This window comes from Paenibacillus sp. sgz302190 (genome assembly GCF_059820445.1).
In genome coordinates this window covers 1-19080 of sequence record NZ_JBZYAO010000023.1, presented here as the reverse complement: position 1 = coordinate 19080, position 19080 = coordinate 1, and the positions used below count along the sequence as shown (strand labels likewise).

Sequence of the window (19080 nt, the reverse complement as noted above, 5' to 3'; positions counted from 1 at the left end):
AGAATTAATGTCTTTCCTTCAAGCGGTCTTGAATGTTGTATGTCATTTTATTGGCGCTGAGCTGCGACTGCCTTCTTTTTTCATCCTCGTTAACATGATTGACATCCTTAACAAGCTTGCTCCGGCAGGAATCGCACATGTTGTTGTCGCGTATCAAAGTCCCGCATACTTCGCACGGGTAGGACATATTAGGCGCGTTCATGATGGAAATCCGGCCTTCGCGGATAAACTTGGTGATCTGTCTGATCGAAACTTCCGTTGCCTCGCTCAATTCAATAATCGTTGCGCCTCTATTGTCGCGCAAATATTTCAAACATTTCTCATATTGCTGCTCAATCTCTTTTAAACAATTGGGACAAACATCGTATATGCCGCCTTTGACATAAATGCGGCCGCATCTCGAGCAATTTCCTACATTCAGACTCATTCGTCAGCCCCCCTTAAAAATTCCCATTATTTTATGACTTATACTTCCAGTTTACCGCAATTCGACACGTTTTGTATAATATATTTTTCTCGCAGCAGGCATTTATTCCTGCTTTCTACCTTGCCCATGTAATCCCAAACACTTGTGCGGGCAACGCTTCCTTGATCGCCTTCGCGCATTGGTTCAACGTGCTGCCGGTCGTATAGACATCGTCAACGACATAAATGACCGGCGCAGCACCGGGCGTACCTGCCCTCGCAGCACCTGTAACCCGCTCCGACAAGCGTGCGTCCGCCTCAAAAGCGTTCTGCAGATCCTCAAGCCGCTCGCTTCTGTTCTTGAAGCTCTGCTTGTCCGTATGCCTGGCTCTATGCAGCATCGAGACCACCGGGATGCCCACCCTACGGCCTAGTTCCTCTGCCATTTGCTCGGCTTGGTTAAACCCGCGCTCCAGCAGCCTTCGTTCGCTGACCGGTACAAAAGTTATCAGCCGCTGAACCTCTCCTCGACCCGGCTTCACACAATCCGTCTCGGCTTGCAGCAAGCGGTATGCATGAACCAGCATCTGCCCTACGACCGCGCGCAATCGTTCGTCTCCGCGATATTTATATCGTGCGAGTAATTCTTTCATCGCGGCGTCATATCTGACTGCACTGCGGCTTTTTACAAAATAAGCCTGCTTCCTCCGCACGCAGTCCGGGCAAGCCTCTCCTCGCCCGCAGGTGGGACAAAGCGCACTTCGAATCCAGGGGATGCTGAGGTAGCAGGACTTGCACAGCCCCAGCTCATTGCCGCTTACCGCCGCGGAGGTCTGCTTGCAAAGCAGGCATTCCCCCTTGCCGGGGCTCAGCAGCGAGTGCAAGGCGCCTGCGGCACGGCTCGCCCAACTCTTCCACAATTGTCGATCGATCACGAATCTCCCCCTTTCAAATACCCGTGCTTACGGGCAATCCGGTTCATCTGCTTAATCTGGCGCACCGCCTCTTTCTGTGACTTCGTCCATTCCTTTGCCGCAAAATAAACCTTGCCTGCCGGATCCTCCTGCGATCTGCCGGCACGTCCTGCCATCTGGACAAGGGCGGCTTCGTCAAAAAGACCCGAATCCGCGTCGACAATAAACACGTCGGATTTCGGCACCGTCACGCCGCGCTCGAGGATCGTCGTCGTGACGAGCAGCCGTATGTCCCTGCTCCGAAACCGCTGCACCTTCTCCGCCCGCAGCGGGTCCTTGGACGACGTCCCCTCCACGCGGGACGCCGGCTCTCCCGTCCCCGCCAGCAGGCGCCGGCGCAGCAGTTCCACCATCGGCTCAACCAGCCTGATGTTGGGCACAAACACAAACAGCTGCGCTCCCCGCTCCAGCGATGTCTGCAGCTGTGCCGCCAAAGCGTGCGGCACTGTGCCTTTCTCCACGCACCGGCGCAGCGGGGGAACGGACAACCGCTGCGGTACCGGCAGCGGGTTTCGGTGAAACCGCGCCGGCACCTTTACGTGCGGCAGCCGTCCGCGCTCGGCAGCCTTGCGGACCGCGCGCGGCGGCGTCGCCGTAAGCAAGATCGTGCTGCCGCTGCGCTTGCACGCTTTGCGGGCGGCATATTCCAGCATGGGATTGCCGTGGTAAGGAAAAGCATCGATCTCGTCGATGATCACCAGATCGAACGCTTCATCAAATCGCAGCAGCTGATGCGTCGTGGCAACCGTAATCTCTCCCTGCTCCCAGCGCTGCTCGCTGCCTCCATACAAAGTGACGACGCGGCAATCGGCAAAAGCTTTGCCGATCCGCGGCTGCAGCTCCAGCACGACGTCCTTGCGCGGCGTCGCTACAAGCGCCCGGCCTCCGGCAGCAACCGTGCGCTGGATAAAAGGAAAAATCATCTCCGTCTTGCCGGCCCCCGTCACCGCCCAGATCAAAAAGCTGCGGGGCGCCCTCCGACCAGCGTCTTCAGGGGGGCTTCCTTGGCTCCCGCCGCCGCTCGGGTGACTTCCCCGGGCTTCCTCAAGGAAGCGGAGCCCTTCCAGCGACGCGGCCGCTTGAGCTTTGCTCAGCCCCCACGGCTGCAAATATGCTTGATAATCAACATCCTCCGCGGAGGACCGTTCTCTACCGCCCATTTCAGCGGCAACCCCTTGAATGAGCAAAGAACAGCAGCGCGTCCTGCCCATCGTCAGACACTCTTCGCAATAAGGGCATTCCTGCCCGCAGTACACACAGGCCGACCAAAACATGCGTTCAGAACCGCTCCCGCATCTTTTGCAGCTGTATGAGGCCATTTTCCGAAAGCCCCGGCGCCAGTCTCTTCGTTCATCGAGCTTGAAGCCGTTCGTCACCATGACATCCTTGTTCAGAAATGCAAGTTGAATATAGGGCAGCCAGTCATCCGGCTTCATTGAGGCTCCCAAATATTCCAGCAGCTGCTGGAGTTCTTCGGCTAGAAGCGACCTGCCACTGCAGGCGCGGACCATATTCCGGTAAAAATCGGTATCCAGTCGAACACGCGGAAACATGCCTTGCTTCCACATGCCGTAATCGATGGGTTTGAGGTGAAACGACGCGCAAGAGCCGCTTGTCATGCCGCACGCTTCGGCGGCGCGACGCAGAATGCTGATATACTCGAGGGATTGAGAATGGATTGACGTTGGAGAGGTTTCGGAGGCAAGCTTGTTAAGCATTTGTATAGCTTGTCCTAACGAAATAAAAGGTTCCAGCATGACGATGCCGGCGTCGGCAGCGTATTGCTCGAACCAATAATGAATGTCGGTGTATGCGTGGATCGTAAGATGCCACTCCAGCTTGGACCCAATATGCAGCGCATAAAGTTGAGCCTTCATTCTTCACCTGGCTTTCAATTGTAAAGTAAACGGTTACTGCATGACAAACGGAATCTCGATAAGTTCCTCTCTATTGCTGATATTTACGACAATGACAGCTTCCATCTCATGCTGGTGCAAATAATGATCCACAGATTCATAATTGGAATCGCTGCAGATCTCCAGCGGGAAAGTATGGGATAATCGCTCAATGATCTTCATTGTATCATCCGACGAGCCTTTATCGATAACGGTTGTTTGCAGCTCCCGTCCTTTGACCCGCGAAAAGAAGAACAATGAGCGAATATACCATTCAATTTGATTTTCATTGTTTTTGGTAATGAGCAGAACTCTTGCTGCTTTCTTGCTGCTGGCCTTGCGGCTGCCGAACAAGATATGAAGCACGGCAATGCTGAGTCCGTAGCAGCCAACTATCCAAAGCAATCCGATCCACATGGCGGCTCCCTCCCTTACCTGCATTGTATGCGGTGGAGGGAGGGGGGGTTCCTACAAAGTCACCCAGCCGTTTTTAATGGCGATAATAACCGCTTGCGTCCGGTCGTCAACTTCCATTTTCTGGAGGATGCTGCTCACGTGATTTTTTACGGTTTTCTCGCTAATGTAGAGAAACTCGCCAATCAATTTGTTGCTTTTGCCCTCAGCCATCAGACGAAGCACTTCCGCTTCGCGTTTGGTGAGCGGGCTATTCGTATTATGTATATATTTGAGACCGGAATCCTTGACTCCTTGACCTGGGCCCACTACGCCTACGTCATCCAAATACGTCATTCTTCTCAGTTGATTAATCAGCTTGCCCGTCACTTTAGGATGAATGTAAGCATGACCCGCGACGACGGAACGAATCGCATTGATCAGTGACTCCGCTTCCATATCCTTTAGTAAATAACCGGATGCCCCCTTACGCAATGTTTCGAATACATAGCTTTCATCGTCATGAATAGACAAAATAATGACCTTGATATCCGGGAAAATAAGTTTTAACCGTTCAGTCGCCACAACCCCGTTCTCAAGCGGCATATTGATGTCCATCAGAACTATATCCGGTGTGATCTGGTTACAAAGTTCAATAACTTGTATACCGTCTCCACACTCGCCAATCACCTCCATGTCTTCTTCCATATTAATGATCCGCTTGACACCTTCACGAAAGAGCTGGTGATCATCCGCAATAATAATTCTTACATTGCGTTTATGACTCGCCGTGTTGTCCATACTGATTTTCCTCCTTGTTCTCTGCGCCGCCTATAGGGATCAGCATCGTAATTTTTGTGCCTGAATCTTTTGCGGAGTCCAGATCCATCGAACCTTCCAGCAGCTCCACACGCTCTCGCATGCCAAGTAAACCGAAGTTGTTTCCCTTAGCAATTCTTTGCTCAATCTGTGCTACATCAAATCCGACACCGTTGTCTACCACATAGATCTGAACCTGTTCGGGCTCCAAGGTTAACTCCACAGATACGAAAGTGGCTTTGGCATGCTTGATCACGTTAGAAAGAGCTTCCTGCACCAGGCGGAAAATCGCGATCTCCAATCCGGATGGAATACGAGTCTCTTTGCCTACGAGATTGAACTGCGTACGGATCTTGTGCTTCTCCTCAAAATCCTGCACATATTTGCGCAATGTAGGAACAATTCCCAAATCGTCAAGCGCCATAGGGCGGAGGTTGAAGATAATTTTGCGTACTTCTTCAAGCCCCCCTCTGACTTGTCCCTTCAAATCTATTAGTTCTTCTTTGACTGCAGATACATCTTGCTTCATCAGCATTCGCTCTGCGATTTCGGTGCGAAGCACGACATTGGCCATTGTTTGCGCCATACCGTCGTGAATTTCCCGGGCAATTCTTTTGCGTTCTTCCTCTTGGGCCAAAATAATTTTCAGCCCGAACAATTGTCTATTTTTTGCTGATTCCAATATGCGGGTAACCTGGTTCAAATCGCCGGATAAATATTCAAGTACGACATTCATTTGGGAGACTATCGTTTCGGCCCGTTCCACTTGCTTGTCCACATTTTTGACGCGCTGCTGAAGATCGTTGCGCCGCGCCTTCAGATGGTTTTCTTTTTCGCGTGCGATCGTAAGCTCCAGTTGGAGAGCGATCGCGGCCTCGTAAGCCGTTTTGATATCTTCTTCGCGGTAGCGATTGAAATCGCGGCTTACCTCCGTAAGACGAATACGGGATCGTTTGTAGTCCTTTTCCAACCTATCCACTAGTTCGATAGTAATGCTGGCCTCTTCTTTAATTTCTGCCAATTCGCGAACAAGAGCCTCTCTTTCCAGGCGGGACGTTTCAGCAATTTCAAAAATTTGATACTTGCTGCTCTCCATGACGTTAATGGCGTTTTTTATGACACGATCTATAGCGTCCGGCTGCAAATGGAACAAGCTCCTTTATGAAAACGAAATTGGTCTACCCCATATTGTAACATAATTCTACAGTTTTGAAGTGTACTTCTAGCACTATTTATTCCAGCGTAATGCCTTGATTTATAGGTTCCCAGCCCACCTTCCACCCTAATTTCTCGGAAATTAGTCGCAGAGGCACCATAGTCAGATTGTTCATAATCCGCGGGGCTACTTCCGCAGTCACGCGTTCCCCATTCACGATCAAATCCGGATTGTCGAGCCATAGGTCGATCAGTTTGTCTCCGCGAATAATCGTTACCTTGCGCTCTTTATCGTCCCATTTTACATTGCCGCCCAGTGCTTCCGTAACAAAACGAATCGGTATCATCGTATTCCCATTAATAATGACCGGCGCTTGTTCCAATGTCATCGGATTGTTATTCAGACTTACCTGCTTTTTATTTACGTTCAGCTTCACCTGATTTTTCGGGAGCTGAGCCATTTGTCCTTTGTAAATGAACGATATGTCATCAATATTAATTTTCCCTTTGGACGCCCTTTCATCCTGTCCAATAGCTGGATTGGCAACGTATACGCTCTTCAATGTTACGGGAAACTTCAGGCCCGACATATCGGCAGTTACCTTTTTCCATCCGGTCCAATTCATATTCTCCGTAAAGCTTCTCAACTGCTGCTTGCCGTCGGCATCCACAAACTCTGCACGCACCCAGTTCATGCTTCCATCGCCATATACTTTCGCCGTAATAAACTGCGGTTCACCGTCTACTGGCGTCCCACTCGGAGCGTCAAATCTGGCATAAGCCGCTTTTGTACCTGAACCCTTGGTAAAATCATAAGAGATTTCCAGGTTTTTATTGCCGTTCATTTGGCTTATTTTGACGTTGGAGACGACCTCAGCCGGATATTGGTCTCCATTCGTCATTACCGCGTTATGATCCAGGTCGTACCAAATCTTCTCTTGACCTACAGGCAATGTGACCATTGTACTGTAGCCGTCATATCTGGCAATAACCTGGGCTCCCTGGCTGCCTGCCGTACTATCCACATGCAGCACACCGCCGGTAATTTTCCCTTGAATTCCGCTAAGCTCCCAATCCGCCGAAGCGGCAGGCAGCTCTCTCGTTAAACCGCTTTTCGTAGTTACTGTAATAGGAAGCCTGAAATCCCCACCCTCCGTCAATGAAAATCCGCCTGCGCTAAAAGTCATGGACGCGATCTGGTCACGTCCTACTACTTCTACGTCCATAGACGCAGAACCTTTTCCGGACGTCGCGGTAATTTGCGTTTTGCCCACTTGCGCCGGTGTAAATACATTATCTTTGAACGTTCCCGCGGACCCGGAGCTGCTCCATTGCGGGACAATCGAAGATACGTCCATTGGATTGTAATAGTCGTCATAGGCGCTGAATTGATATGTACTGGACTCGTTTTTGAATAATACGTTCGCTCCCCTTAAAATAAGTCCTTTCAGCTGGCCTTTGGGAGCTGTCGAGTACACGCCGACACCATTCGCTACCGCGCGCTGATTGCCATTCTCGGTTTTGTTCGTCAGCTTTGGCGCCGTTTCTCCCAACGGCCTCGATACCATCTGCGTAGATCCGCCGCCGTCCAGAATCATACCGCGCCATACGCCGGCCTGGATCATGAACTGCTGGAGCTCGGGAAGCGTCATTCCTTGGCTGCCGCCGCTCCTATCGGATGTAAGAATATATGCGGTTTTCATATCTTTGGAATAGCCGATCGCCGTTCTGGAACGCGGCGTGTAGCCGTTGAAATCATTCACATTCCGTGTGAAATAACTCGGCTTCCCTTCATCGACAAGCAGTGTGCTGCCGCCGATCATCGTCTTGAACGTTTTCCAGTCGTACGTTTTGGAAGCGTCATGCGGGATCATATCGTATTTTGCCGTAATTTTATCCCCGACTTTAAGATGGTTGACGATAAAATCTCTCGCCTGCCCCGAGCCTCTGAGAATGAAACCGTCTGCCGGAGGAATCATTTTGACGTTTGTATCTACTTCGATTTCCTTTACTACACCGTTCTGAACCAATGCCTCCGTAGGAACATTCGTTCCGTCCACGGCACGCTGCTGATTTCCCCAAGCATTCGTATACAGAAGCAGACCGTTCGCAATCATTGGCGTGCCGCTTTCATCCCAATAATACGTCTTGTTCACTGCCGTAAGATCGAAAGCTGTTCCGTCTTTGGCCGTGACCGATCCTTTGAAATCAAAAATATCAATGATCGGTTGATTATCCTTCGTAATCACAAACGAATAAATTCCGGATGTCTGAGTCGGGCTTGACATGATTTGACCATTGGTTATTTGCGCCCCTTCAGGAGCTCCTTCTGCCGTTGTATCGAAAAAGTCCCCGTTAACCCCTGCCACGGCACCGGTATCCTTAGCCATACCCAGCACACTCTGGTTTTTCGTGAACTGATTGTTCGTTCCCGCCATTGCGTCAATCTTGACATTGGGGTTGGTTAAATCTACTTCTATGACATTCGCATTCACCGATACATTCTTATTGTTTCTCGCAGTCGACCAAACGTAATTTTTGAGAATAGCTCCAGAAGTAATCGTCTCCTGCGAACTTAACGTCAATGTTGAATCAGCCGCCCTGACCGGGGTTCCTATAACCATCTGCAATGACAATGCGCAAGCCAGCGCTCCAATCCCCAACTGCTTCCGTAACCTCATGCTGCTTTTCCACTCTCCTCTATCAGTCTACTATCTGAACTTAACAAATATATAGACTCTAATTCTATTGAAAAAGTTACGGAGCAGCCGCCGTTGTATTTATATGATTGAAAAAAAATACAAAAAGAGACCATCCCGTTGAGGGATGGCCTCTTGACAATCTTAGCTATTGATTAAAGCTTCCGCTTTTAAAATTTCAGCTTTATCCGTACGTTCCCATGGAACATTCAGGTCGTTGCGGCCAAAGTGACCGTAAGCTGCCGTTTGACGGTAAATCGGACGGCGTAGATCCAGCTGCTTGATGATACCGGCTGGACGAAGGTCAAAATGCTTGCGGATCAGCTCGACAAGCTTGTCTTCGCTAACTTTGCCTGTGCCGAAAGTATCCACTGCGATCGAAACCGGTCTTGCTACGCCAATTGCATAAGCCAATTGAACTTCGCATTTGTCGGCGAGACCCGCGGCTACGATGTTTTTGGCAACATAGCGAGCAGCGTATGCACCAGAACGGTCAACTTTTGTCGGATCCTTACCGGAGAAAGCGCCGCCGCCATGGCGAGCGTATCCACCGTAGGTGTCGACGATAATTTTACGACCCGTAAGACCCGCATCCCCTTGAGGTCCGCCAATAACGAAACGGCCGGTCGGGTTGATGAAATAGTTCGTATTATCATCCAAAAGTTGCGCAGGCACGATAGGCTTAATAACATGCTCTTTGATGTCTTTTTGGATTTGTTCCAAAGTTACTTCCTCGCTGTGCTGCGTGGAAACGACAATCGCGTCAACGCGAACCGGTTTGTCTCCATCGTACTCTACAGTAACTTGAGTCTTGCCATCGGGACGCAGGTAAGGAAGAGTTCCGTTCTTGCGAACTTCAGTCAGACGGCGCGCCAATTGGTGGGAAATCGAAATCGGCAGCGGCATAAGCTCCGGAGTTTCGTTAACCGCAAATCCGAACATAAGACCTTGGTCTCCTGCGCCGATTGCTTCGATTTCCTCATCGGACATTGTACCTTCTCTTGCTTCAAGCGCTTTGTTGACGCCTTGCGCAATGTCAGGGGATTGCTCGTTCAGGGATACCAAAACCGCACATGTCTGGGAGTCAAAACCATACTTAGCGCGAGTGTACCCGATTTCTTTGATCGTTTGTCTTGCGATAGCTTGAATATCTACATACTCAGAGCTGGAAGTGATCTCACCAATTACCAATACCAAACCCGTTGCAACGGATACCTCGCACGCTACGCGCGCATTCGGATCATTTGCAAGGAAAGCATCCAATACCGAGTCAGAAATTTGGTCACAAATTTTATCAGGATGACCTTCTGTTACGGATTCGGATGTAAATAAACGACGTCCACGTTCTAGTGCCATGTCATTCATCCTCCTATAATCATAGTATGTATGAAAAGCCCCCAATTGATGCCTCTTGCCATCATTCGTTCGCGCTTTAATCAGCAGCTTTTCATGCTGACCGGAATGTGTATTCTACTCGCTGGTGCGGTGTAAAAAATAAACATTTCCGACATAAAGAATAGTTGTCTTATAACAAAAATGAACCTTCTCCGGGTGGAAAAGGCTGCAAAGGCATTGACCTTCAATTAATTATCTTACTGCATTTGTTGTCTAGTGTCAACGAAAGCATGTGAAATTAATAGAATCATAACAATTTTTATCCTACAAAGTAAAAAGGGTCTCTTCCGCTTTTTGGATCAGCCGTCTCGTAATATTGCCCCCGACCGCACCCGCATCCCTGGAAGAAATATGGCCCCAGTAATCCTCTTTTATGGAAGAGGCGGGGATCGAACCGAGCTCGGTAGCAAACTCCGTATTGCCGATACCATAGGCATTTTTACCTACAGGCAACCCAAGCTCTTCTGCAATTTCATACTTAAGGATATCCAGCGCCTTCTTCGACTCGGGAACAACCTTGACGTTATTGCTTCTAGCCATAACTATTCTCCTCCTTAAGTTGTGTTCAACTGTAGTATGGCTAGATTGCAGATGCCGAAAACTCATAAGATGTTGTCAACTGGGGTAAAATTATGGAGTCACTGTACTACCGTCAGCATTGAGCAAAAGATAACTGCCGCGAACCATAACATAAATGTCCGCTGTATTTTTTGGACTCGGTTTAATCCCGCGGCCTTCGCGAGGAAAAATGAGCAAATGATTTAATTCCACTGCTGCCCCCTCTGCCACATCTTTACCAGCAGTAACGTCGGGTACACCCTCGCCATCCTTGCTCACCACAACCGTTTTGCCCGTTCGCACAATAAACTCACTGCCACTGCCGGCGTAGAGAGTTTGTCCGGATTTTAGCAAAACTACGCTCATATTCGATGAAGTCGCACTCCCACCTGAGTTTGTGCCGCTGGACGTATCGCCCTGTGAAGCTAGCGCCGAAGCGATAAGTTCTTTCACTTTTGCCTCGCTTAAAGTATTTTGATCAAAATAACTCTTGGTAATGACCGGATCCGTCGATGATCCTGGCGTTGGAGCGTCGGCTTTTGATACGGACAAAAATGACGTCGATAAAAAAATAACCGAAAAAGCTGTCGCAAGAACTCTTTTCTTCTTCATAGTTGTGCACTCCTGTCATTAAAAAATCTGGTAATATAAAGGAAATTCCAATCCTTTTGTTGAAGTATACTTTATAACTAAATTCGACAAAATGGAGTGATTCCGGTGAAAAGGTTACTAACCGCAACTTTGATTTTATTCTTTATATCCAGCAGCGTCAATGCCTCTACCAATCACGGCAGTTTCGAAGGAAATCCCATAGTGAGCATACAATCTAGTGGAAAAGAACTAAAAGTCGATGACGTCCCCGCCATTAATTACAACGGAAGAACTATGGTCCCGATTTATTTATTGAAGCAGCTCGGCGTCGAAGCTGTATGGAACGATGCAACTTACAGCGTAAATGTAACAGTAAAAGATAAAGCTGCCGGAACTCCAACTACCCCAACCCCAACCAAAGATGATGCAAATACAAAAAAAGACGACCTCGAAATTCTTAAAGACACCTACAAATGGCTGAGCGATACGGATATGGCACTCTGGATGTTTGCTGTAAGATTGCAGCAGTATGCGGATTCGGATTTGACAATTAACCAGGATCATTTGACGGATAGTGACTACGAAGACCTAAATAATCTTTATAAAGAATCGCTAGCGTTTGCTACTGAGAGAATCAATGATATTAAAATCAATAATTCGATCAAAGACATTCTTACGAATCAAACCAGTGCGCTCATACAACTCGGCCAAACAAGAAACCTGATTACTCTTTGGCGGTCTAAGTCTAATGACACACAAATAACAAATAGTTTAAAAATTAGTTTGTTAAACTCTCAAACCATAACCCAGAAGAACCTAAACTTCACCAACAAATGCATTCATGATCTTATAGCAGCCAAATATAAAAGCAGTAAAAACCCTTCGTAGATAGAAGGGTTTTTACTGCTTTATTTAATCAAATTTAAAAAACGTACAATAACAACGGAAGCCTGAGCTCGAGTTGTTTGCTCGTTGGGGCCAAATAATTCATCATTCAAACCATTCATAATTTTAGCATTAAGAACTTCCGCAATTTCCTTCCCGCCCCAAGAAAGATTTTTTAGATCACTATATTGGCCAAGCAATTCTTTTTCTCTTGCATCACCAATGGAAAGTCCAATATTGCTATGTTCAAGAGCCCTTACCAGTATGCTTGCTAGTTCTACTCTTGTAACTGCTTTATCCGGCTGGAATGTACCATTCTCATATCCGCCAATAATTCCCTCTTGTGTAGCCTCCGTAACGTACGGATAAAACCAATCGCTTTGATTCACATCTTGAAAATATGTTTGCTTTGTTACGGACGTTTGCGAGCCGGTGTTCATCGCTTTTACCAACATGGCTGTAAACTCAGCCCGAGTCAAACTTTCGTCAGGAGCAAAAGAAGTCTCTGTCTTGCCAGCAACAATTTGTTTACTGGCCAAATAGTCTATGTATTTGCTTGCCCAATGATTTTGCGTGTCTTCAAATTTAACACTCTCTGAATTCGCCAAAATCCCAGTTGGAAATATGGTCAAGAATAGGATTAATAAAACTGTAACTCGAAAAGCATATTTCGCATGCATTTGTAAACCTCCTCACTAATGACTAATTTACATTTTTTACACTCATTATACCCTAATAATGATAGGTAATCAAATAACTCAACAAATATGAAAAGTAAAAAGGAGATCCCGAAGGGTCTCCTTTTTACTAAAAAACTATCTTAGTGAGTTGTTGTGTAAGAAACTGTTGCAGATTTGCCTGATGGGGATGTTGCTGTCACATCGAATGTTACATAAGCTACATCGTCAGTTGTATCCGTAGTACCTTTTGTATCTTTCAATGTACCATTTGGAGTTGCATTCACATTACCGTATTGATCAATCGTTACAGTACCGCCTCTAATGTTATCAATCGAGAAGGTGATGCCCAACAAATAGTTGTATTTCTGAGCTTTGTCATCTTCATAAGTAATGCCGTAGTTATCAGTTACATTGATACCTTTAAATGTATTGAAACCACTTTGAGCAATTGTTTTAGTTGCATCATCAAATGTTACTTTATCAACACCAAGTGCATCATTCTTAACAGTAATGCTAGTTGTCGCTGTTTTAACTTTGTTATTGTTTGTCAAGAAGCTTACGTTGATTGTTGCAGTACCTACTTTATTACCAATTACATAAGCTTTTCCAGCACCGTTGTATACAACTTGAGCAACGGAGGTATTGGAAGATGTAATTGCTGTAATTTTCTTCGGCAGAGCAACAGTTTCACCAGCAGCATTTGTTGCAGATACTGTTACTTCACGAGCCAGTTTACTGTCACTTGCAGATTTTTGAGTAGCAGCAGACAAGATTGGATCATCGCTATTACCTGCAACACCATCAGGGCCGTTTCCATTGTCGTATCTTACTCCATCAACAATTACTCCACTATCAAGAGCGTTGAAGAGAGTAGGCACACTGTTAAGGCTATAAGTCAGGCTGTCTGTTGAAGTTATTACATCGATGTTGCGAGTAATGGTATCAATAACTGTTTCAGTTCTGCTAGAGTCGGTATTTACTTTAATCAACTCAATTTTGAATCCAAACGTTCCGCTAGCAGATACTGTTGTAGCAGCACGATAAGTATTATTAAGTTGATCAAATGTTGTGTTTTTAACTACTCCGCTGTTACCAGATACATAAGCAAATTTCCTCAAATTCGTGATGCTTCCATATCCCGGGAGAGTAGGGTCGCTCGCCAATGCAGTTGAGTCTGCTGGACCTGATTTAGAATCGTCATCAACAGTAAGAGCTTGTATACCATCGGCTACATTCAAAGGAGTAACTCTCGTATAGTAATAAACAACTCCTGACACAGTACCATCTGCCGCGATCGTTGCATTTACTGCATTTCCTTGACCATCTGTTGTAAGGAAAGAATCTTGGCTTTTGCCATATTGGTCAATAGCTTGAACTACAAATTTCGAGTAGCCACCTGGAACAACTTTCTTGGCTGGTTCAGTAGCAAGGTACAGATGATCCGGAATACGAACGTTTCCGACTGTAACTTGTTTTTGAGCATTACTGTTAGCGCCAGATGTAGCAATATACGCGTTTACTGAAACGATACCGCCTTTACCTGCTGTGATGGAAGACATTCGAACAGATCCTTTATGCTCTCCACCTTGGTAAATTTTCGCAACACTTGTTGTTCCATCTTCATTAAGAACATTAGCACCAGATACAGTTACGTTGATACGTTCCTTGTTACTATCGCTTGTCAAATCATCAAGGCTCAGTTTGTTTCCTGAAGCGTCGTATGCAACGATCGGAATGTAAACATCGGTATCCCCAGTAGCCACACTTCCGATATCACCAATTTCCACTTTAGTCGCTACAGCATTAGAAGTAATGGAAATTTTAGTGGATGCAGCGGCACCTTGAAGATACACTTGTGCAGTGTAATCTCCTGTTTTCTCGATATTATCAGTCAGGCTGACACGAGCTGCCGGAACATCATTGTTGCCATAATTTTGAATACCAGCTTTCAAAAGTTGCTCATACGGAGTGAAGATAACTTGAGCTTTCTTATCTTCAACGAGGTCATTTGCAGTTGAAGACAAGATATCGGAAACTGCTTTGAAGCCTAGTTGGTTGCCATATTGATCATATACGTTCAAATCAAATGTTGCTGTTTCACCTTTTTTAGTGATACCTGTTTTCCCATTTGAGTAGTTAACAGTACCAGCTTCCATTTTGGTGATAAATGGTGCCACACCTACTGTAAAGTTTTTACTTGCCGACAAGTGAGTATCGTTAAAGTAGATATTTACAGGAATAACAGTCAAGTTAGATTGAGATTTGGTTACACCATCAGCACTTGCTACAGTGCTGTCAAAAGTAATCTTGAGAATGCCATCAGATTTTTTCGTAATTTGAGCTGTTTGACCAGTACCCAAGATTACTGTGTAAGAACCAGCCGAGAAAGATGCATTCTCACCATATTGGTTGGTAGCTTTCACTAAAACTGTGGAATTTTTTGTAAGTGCAATAGTGTCACTTGCGTTTACAAAATCAATTTTTTGTACTACTTCATCCACAGCCGTAAATTTAGCTGTTGTTTTGTCAACAACATTTGCATCCAAACCGCTAAGCGTAACTGTGTACTCACCAGCACGAAGAGTCTCGTCTGTAAGCGACAAAGTTACGGATTTTTTATCATCAGCAAATTTTGCTGTTGTATTTACTGCAGTAGATCCACCTTTAGTCAAAGCAACTTTAGCTTTGTCAGTGTCAACTGGTTTGTTGAAGCTTACTACAACTGTTTTAACGCCAGTAGCTTTAACATTTGTCAAAGAAATTTTGCCAGCTGGAACGTATTGTTGTTTAGCTTCGTATGCGCCAGTCAGAAGCAGGTCGCGAGTTGCGTTGGATTTACCGCCGAAACCGCCGTCAGCTGCTGGGAACAATTTCAGTTCAAGAGCCAATGCTACATAGCCTTGTGCCCAATCGTCAACTGTTGCATCGTCGCCAGTTTTTGCTTTTGCTTCAGCATCTTTATTCAGGACGCGAACCAGGAAAGTTGCCAGTTGTTCTTTAGTTACTTTGCCAGCTGGGTTGTAAGTACCTTCGCCGTAACCGTCAGTTACGCCGGCAGTTTTCAGAGCTTCGATGTAAGGAAGCGCATAGCCGTTAGCTGCATCGTCGGATTTAACATCGGAGAAGCTGGAAGTTTTCAGGTCTTTGTTGATGTCAAGAGACATGACCAAAGCCGCTACTTTAGCGAATTGAGCGCGGTTCATTTCTTCTTTCAGACCAAACTCGGTGTCGCTGATTCCGTCGAAGATGCCTGCGCTAATCATAGCGTCGAATTTTGCTTTTGTCGCTGCGTCAAGATCTTTAAGATCTGTGAAGTTAGCGGATGTTTTTGTTGCTGTAGTTGCTGATGTAGTTGTTGCTGCTGTATCAGCAAATGCTACGGAAGAAAATACGGATAATGCCATTGCTGTAGAAAGAACTACGGATAAACTTTTCTTCATAACCTTTTTTTCTCCTCCTCGAATATCTTTCGCTTTATTTTGTAGGTTTGATCTAACAATATTTGAGCTCGATTCACTCATTGTCCGGTTCACCCCCTTTCCAGAGTTGGAGCATAATTATAACTAAGTTCGCTTGTAGCCCTTTAGCCACATGGAAACTAGTAAACTTTAACTAGAAAAGAAAAGATAGGTACCCACTCATACCACTTCACATTATACAATGGTCGAATAGCGTCGTAAAGAGTTATTTTTAATCATTTCCAAAACAGGCTAACTGTTCTTCTTGCCTTAACTGTTTTCAAAAGTATTAAACGCAGTATTCGAAAAAAAGTTGCGTCACATGAAAAAAAAGTTTTTTCTGCATCATTTTTTATTTTGAATTGGCTAAAAACACGTTGTTTGCATAAAAATAAACAAACAAAAAAAGACCCCGAAGGGTCTTCTTTGCTTGCTTATTGATTATTGAGCAGTCAATGCGATGCTTGCCGATTTGCCGCTTGGTGTTGTAGCTGTCAGGTCGAAGCTTACAGATGTCGATGGGCTTGTTGGCGTTGCCACTACGTTGCCGTATTGGTCTACCGATACCGTTCCGCCCACTACATGGTCGACCGAGAATGCTGCGCCGAGCAGGTAGTTGTACATTTTCGCGTCGCCGTCTTCGTACTTGATGCCGTAGTTGTCGACGATGTTCATTCCAGTGAAGGCGTTGAATCCGCTAAGTCCGATCGTTTTGCTTGTATCGTCGAAGCTGATTTGATCTACCGCAAGCGCGTCGCTCTTCACGGTTATTGCAGTTGTTGCTGTTTTAACTTTGCCGTCGTTCGTTTTGTAGCTCACGTTGATCGTTGCCGTTCCCGCTTTGTCACCAATCACATATCCTTTGCCGTTGGCGTACACGACTTGAGCTACCGATGTGTTCGAAGAAGTGATGGCGGTAATTTGTTTCGGAAGCGCTACAGTGTCGCCGGCTGCATTCGTTGCAGATACGGTTACTTCGCGGGCCAGTTTACTTGTGTTAGCTGCTTTTTGATCCGCTGCACTCAGTGTGCCGCTTGTATCGTATTGAGCGCCGTCGATGATAACTCCACTATCGATGGCATTGAACAAAGCCGGTACGCTGTTCAGACTGTAGCTCAGGCTGTCGGTCGATGTCGCTACGTCGATGTTGCGAGTCACGGTATCAACTACGCTCTCATTGCCCGATGCGTCTACTTTGACCAGTTCCACTTTCACGCCGAACGTTCCCGACGCGCCGGATCCGGTTGCCAGACGGTACGTATCGTTCATTTGATTGAACGCTGTGTTCTCAACCATGCCTGTAGCGCCGCTCACAGCTTGAAGGTTTTTGAAGCTGTTCGCCGATGTGAACGCAGCTGTTACGGCGCTGGATGCAGTGTCATTGTCCGCTGTGATCGCTTGAACGCCTGTTGTTGTGTTCACCGGCGTCATTTTTGCGTAGTAGTACACGCTGCCGGAAACAGATGTAGGAGTAGCGTTTGTTGACGCATTGCCTTGGCCGTCCGTTGCAAGGTAGGAATCCTGGCTTTTGCCGTATTGGTCAATCGCTTGAACCACGAAGCTTGTGTAGCCGCCAGGTACGATTTGTTTAGCCGGCTCAGTGACGACTTTCAAGTGATCCGGGATACGTACGTTGCCGACCGTGTAGGACTTCGTAGCCGTGCTGTTCGCACCGGACGTTGCGATGTAGGCATTAACCGTTACAACGCCGTTATGGCCCGCTGTGATGTTCGACAAGCGGATGGAACCTTTGTGTTCGCCGCCTTGGTAGATTTTCGCTACGCTTGCTGCGGTTGTAGTACCTTCGTTCAGGGCGCTGGCTCCGGATACTGCCACATTGATCCGATCCACGTTTTGATCGCTTGTCAGGTCGTCTACGCTCAGTTTGTTGCCCGCTGCGTCATAAGCCACGATCGGGATGTACACGTCTGTGTCGCCCGCGGCAATCACGTCGCCCATGTCGCCGATTTCCACTTTTGTCGCTACCGCTTTGGATGCGATCGATAGTTTGCTCGATGCCGATGCGCCTTGCAGGTACACTTGAACCGTGTAGTCGCCGGCTTTCTCGATGTTGTTGGTCAGGTTCACGCGTACTTCTGGGGTATCGTTGTTGTCATAATCCTGCATGCCTGCGTTCAGCAGCGCCTCGTATGGCGAGAATACCACTTGCGCTTTTTGATCGGTTACCAGGTCGTTTGCGTTTGTACTCAGGGCGCTTTGGATCGCACTGAAGCCCATTTCATTGCCGTATTGGTCAAATACGCTCACTGGGATCGTTGCTGTCTCGCCTTTTTGAGCGATGCTCGTTTGACCGTTCGAGTATTTTACAGTACCCAGTTCCATTTTCGTAATGAACGGCGCTACGCCGACTGTGAAGTTTTTGCTCGCCGACAAGTGCGTGTCATTGAAGTAGATGTTCACTGGAATGACCGTCAGGTTGGACTGGGAAGCCGTGCCTGCAGCAGCCAATGTGCTGTCAAATGTCAATTTCAGCAAGCCTGCATCTGTTTTCGTAATTTGTGCCGTTTGGCCGTTACCCAGGATAACTGTGTAGGAACCTGCGGAGAACGAAGCGTTCTCGCCGTATTGGTTCGTTGCTTTGACCATGACCGTTGCTTTTGTGGTACGAGCTACTGTGTCGCTGGCGTTAACGAAGTCAATTTTTTGCAAGGTTTCGTCTTGGGCCGTGAAAGTAGCTGTTGTTTTATCTACAGCTGCAGTATCCAAACCGCTCAGCGTAACGGTGTAGTCGCCTGCGCGAAGATTGGTGTCCGTCAACGTCAAGGTTGCGGATTTTTTGTCATCGGCAAATGTCGTCGTAGTCGCTACGGCCGTTGAACCTTGTGTCAAAGCCAGTTTCGCTTTGCCGGTGTCTACCGGTTTGTTGAAGTTGACCGTTACTTTTTGTACGCCTGTCGGTTTCGCATCGGTTACCGATACTTTACCGGCTGGAACGTATTGCTGCTTGGCTTCGTATGCGCCAGTGAGCAGCAGGTCGCGAGTTGCGTTCGCTTGGCCGCCGAATGTGCCGTCTGTGCCGTTAGGCAGCAGTTTCAGCTCCAGCGCCAGGGCTACATAACCTTGAGCCCAGTCGGAGACTGTAGCGTCGCTGCCTGTTTTTGCCCGAGCGTCAGCATCTTTGCCCAGTACGCGGTCCAGGAACGTCGCCAGCT

Annotated in this window: 14 protein-coding genes; 1 reads left to right on the top strand and 13 read right to left on the bottom strand. The window is 47.2% G+C overall.

What is annotated here, in order from left to right:
• Nucleotides 1-4 precede the first annotated feature (4 nt).
• The 10 genes from AC6RNO_RS23095 to AC6RNO_RS23050 form a co-directional block, all read right to left on the bottom strand.
• Nucleotides 5-427 (bottom strand): TIGR03826 family flagellar region protein, encoded by a 423-nt coding sequence (locus AC6RNO_RS23095; RefSeq protein ID WP_497106904.1) that lies wholly within the window; start codon nucleotides 425-427, stop codon nucleotides 5-7.
• A gap of 115 nt (nucleotides 428-542) precedes the next feature.
• On the bottom strand, nucleotides 543-1340 hold the full coding sequence (locus AC6RNO_RS23090) for a ComFC family protein (protein WP_497106903.1): 798 nt from the start codon (nucleotides 1338-1340) through the stop codon (nucleotides 543-545).
• Nucleotides 1337-3256 (bottom strand): DEAD/DEAH box helicase, encoded by a 1920-nt coding sequence (locus AC6RNO_RS23085; RefSeq protein WP_497106902.1) that lies wholly within the window; start codon nucleotides 3254-3256, stop codon nucleotides 1337-1339. Before AC6RNO_RS23085 ends, AC6RNO_RS23090 begins: the two co-directional genes overlap by 4 nt.
• Before the next feature lie 33 nt (nucleotides 3257-3289).
• Nucleotides 3290-3691: a hypothetical protein gene (locus tag AC6RNO_RS23080; protein ID WP_474684347.1), complete on the bottom strand. Its 402-nt coding sequence runs from the start codon at nucleotides 3689-3691 to the stop codon at nucleotides 3290-3292.
• A 51-nt stretch (nucleotides 3692-3742) separates the two neighbouring features.
• Nucleotides 3743-4468, bottom strand: coding sequence for a response regulator (locus AC6RNO_RS23075; RefSeq protein ID WP_474684348.1), 726 nt, complete (start codon nucleotides 4466-4468; stop codon nucleotides 3743-3745).
• Nucleotides 4446-5630, bottom strand: a complete 1185-nt coding sequence (locus AC6RNO_RS23070; protein WP_474684349.1) for a sensor histidine kinase — start codon at nucleotides 5628-5630, stop codon at nucleotides 4446-4448. Before AC6RNO_RS23070 ends, AC6RNO_RS23075 begins: the two co-directional genes overlap by 23 nt.
• An 88-nt stretch (nucleotides 5631-5718) precedes the next feature.
• Nucleotides 5719-8322, bottom strand: a complete 2604-nt coding sequence (locus tag AC6RNO_RS23065) for a stalk domain-containing protein (protein WP_497106901.1) — start codon at nucleotides 8320-8322, stop codon at nucleotides 5719-5721.
• A 162-nt stretch (nucleotides 8323-8484) separates the two neighbouring features.
• On the bottom strand, nucleotides 8485-9696 hold the full coding sequence (metK, locus tag AC6RNO_RS23060) for a methionine adenosyltransferase (RefSeq protein ID WP_474684388.1): 1212 nt from the start codon (nucleotides 9694-9696) through the stop codon (nucleotides 8485-8487).
• A 303-nt stretch (nucleotides 9697-9999) separates the two neighbouring features.
• On the bottom strand, nucleotides 10000-10275 hold the full coding sequence (locus tag AC6RNO_RS23055; RefSeq protein WP_497106900.1) for a small, acid-soluble spore protein, alpha/beta type: 276 nt from the start codon (nucleotides 10273-10275) through the stop codon (nucleotides 10000-10002).
• 90 nt (nucleotides 10276-10365) lie between these two features.
• Nucleotides 10366-10905 (bottom strand): hypothetical protein, encoded by a 540-nt coding sequence (locus AC6RNO_RS23050; protein ID WP_474684352.1) that lies wholly within the window; start codon nucleotides 10903-10905, stop codon nucleotides 10366-10368.
• A gap of 105 nt (nucleotides 10906-11010) precedes the next feature.
• On the opposite strand from AC6RNO_RS23050, the gene AC6RNO_RS23045 reads away from it, so the two are divergent.
• Complete coding sequence (locus AC6RNO_RS23045; protein WP_497106899.1) at nucleotides 11011-11772, top strand: stalk domain-containing protein; 762 nt, start codon at nucleotides 11011-11013, stop codon at nucleotides 11770-11772.
• A 20-nt stretch (nucleotides 11773-11792) separates the two neighbouring features.
• On the opposite strand, the gene AC6RNO_RS23040 is transcribed toward AC6RNO_RS23045, so the two are convergent.
• The 3 genes from AC6RNO_RS23040 to AC6RNO_RS23030 all read right to left on the bottom strand — a co-directional run.
• Nucleotides 11793-12449 carry an S-layer homology domain-containing protein gene (locus AC6RNO_RS23040; protein WP_497106898.1) on the bottom strand — a complete coding sequence of 219 codons (657 nt, stop codon included), beginning with the start codon at nucleotides 12447-12449 and terminating at the stop codon, nucleotides 11793-11795.
• A 140-nt stretch (nucleotides 12450-12589) separates the two neighbouring features.
• Nucleotides 12590-15970: an S-layer homology domain-containing protein gene (locus tag AC6RNO_RS23035; RefSeq protein ID WP_497106897.1), complete on the bottom strand. Its 3381-nt coding sequence runs from the start codon at nucleotides 15968-15970 to the stop codon at nucleotides 12590-12592.
• Between the two features lie 378 nt (nucleotides 15971-16348).
• A partial coding sequence (locus AC6RNO_RS23030; protein WP_497106896.1) for an autotransporter outer membrane beta-barrel domain-containing protein occupies nucleotides 16349-19080 on the bottom strand: 2732 nt, incomplete at its 5' end.